This is a genomic window from Polaromonas sp. CG_9.7 (genome assembly GCF_015752205.1).
Lineage (GTDB): Bacteria > Pseudomonadota > Gammaproteobacteria > Burkholderiales > Burkholderiaceae_C > Polaromonas.
The window spans coordinates 1-1,716 of record NZ_JADOVG010000045.1 but is presented as its reverse complement, the minus strand read 5'-3'; the positions used below and the strand labels follow the sequence as shown (position 1 = coordinate 1,716).

The window sequence follows — 1,716 nt, the reverse complement described above, 5'->3', positions numbered from 1 at the left end:
AATTCAGTTGAATGTCGATTTGTTGTCATAAATAGCGCTCCAATGCGGATCATCCGCAATCACGGGGGAGCGGCAACTAGTCTGACACAGGGGGGGGTCAGCCACTGCTCCAGCTCTGCCATCGTCAGCCGTGCATTGGACTCGGACGGATAGTCCCCCCTGTCCTGCGTGTTTGAACCCGTGGTTCCCGGCAGCAAATGCACGCGGCCCATCAGCGTGCCAATCAGGCGCTCAATGTGGCCGCCGTAGTGCGGTGTGGCGATGGGACGAAGAATCAGTCGAATGTCATGCTCGTCACAGCCTCTGCGCAGCGCGGCTGCGGTAAAGTCAGCACCGTTGTCTGTATGCACGGCTGCAGGCAGACCCCAAACGGGCCAGATGCATGCCAGTCCCCTGGACTTGAGCCAGCTCTCTTTGGGAAGGATGGCCTGCGACAGGCACAGGGCCACAGAGGTTGAAGATGGCGCTTCCATCGAGAGATAAAACCCGACCACCACGCGCGTGGCCACATCGACTGCCAGCGTGAGCCACGGCCGGCCTATGGGCAAGCGACTGGCCTCATCCACGACGATGGCGTCCACCGGGGTGTGGTCGATCTGCACGACTTCCAAGGCATGCTGGACTTGGTAGTTTCCGGGGACAAAGTCCGTTTGGGTTGCTGCCTCTCCTGGCTGCAGCCTGGCTTTCGCGGCTTGACCAGGGTCGAGCTCTTTGAGCCGGGCAAGTATGGGCTTGCGCGAGGGAGACCTCAAGCCCAAGGCCGCGCAGCGCAAACCCACCATCCGCACGACCTCCTCTTTTTTGGCGCGCACTTTGGTCAAATACACCTCCTGGATGACCTCGGCAATCAATTTATCGAGCCGATCATCGATGCGGTGGGCACCAACGGGCGTTCCGCGGGCACGAGGCAGGAGCGTGGAAGTTTGAGGCGCCTGTCGGTACAGCGCAAGCCAGCGAAAGACGGTGCGCCGGGATACTTCGAACTCAGCCGAAATTTGCGCGACTTGCCGGGTAGCATTTTGTGCCTCATCGATTCCACAGAGGGCTTCCTTGCGGCGTTGGGCCAACGCCCATTGGGAATCCGTGGCAGCGGAAATGATGGACTCGCTGGAGGCCTTCAGGCGAACTGCCGGAGGTGGCGCACTCAGATCCGCGGCACAAGCGGCATGAATTCGTCCATTGGCAAGATCACGAACCATGACCGATCCGGCAGGCTCGACGCTGATGATGGCAACAAGGCGGTCGCCGGCAACTGCCAGCGCATTAGATACCACCTGAAAACGTCCCATCGTCATGTCCTTGCAGGTCAATGCGCACATAGTGACACATTGAAGGTAGCAAATGCAAGGTTGTGCCAATTGAAAGGGCTACATTTTGAAAATGCTTGTCTGGGCAGATTTGCCTGGATGACGCCTTTTTACCAGGCGCCTCCAGTGAAAATGACCTATGTGCGTGGTCTATTTGGTGACAATTGAAAGTTCAAAAGTGACAGATTGAAGGTAAACCGACAAAAAGGCTGGGACATGCAGCACCGCATCGCGCAGCTGCAAAGTAACCTCGGCGACGTGGACACGCTGAGCGCCTGGCTGAGCGCCACGTTGCCCCTGGGACCAGGTCAAGCGCATTTCGTTATACACAACTCCGGCAAAATTCCCCTCAAGAAAGATTTGAAGGAAAACGATGGGCTGGGCAGGCACTGAATTTGAGACGATAGAC

The 1,716-nt window shown here is 57.8% G+C and carries 2 protein-coding genes; both read right to left on the bottom strand.

Translation table 11 applies throughout. From position 1 onward, the window contains the following. Positions 1-59 precede the first annotated feature (59 nt). Positions 60-1,289 (bottom strand): DDE-type integrase/transposase/recombinase, encoded by a 1,230-nt coding sequence (locus IWX87_RS19415; RefSeq protein ID WP_196865139.1) that lies wholly within the window; start codon positions 1,287-1,289, stop codon positions 60-62. Positions 1,290-1,457: 168 nt separating this feature from the next. Beyond that, positions 1,458-1,716: hypothetical protein (locus tag IWX87_RS19845; protein WP_231374937.1), on the bottom strand; the 259-nt coding region annotated here is incomplete at its 5' end.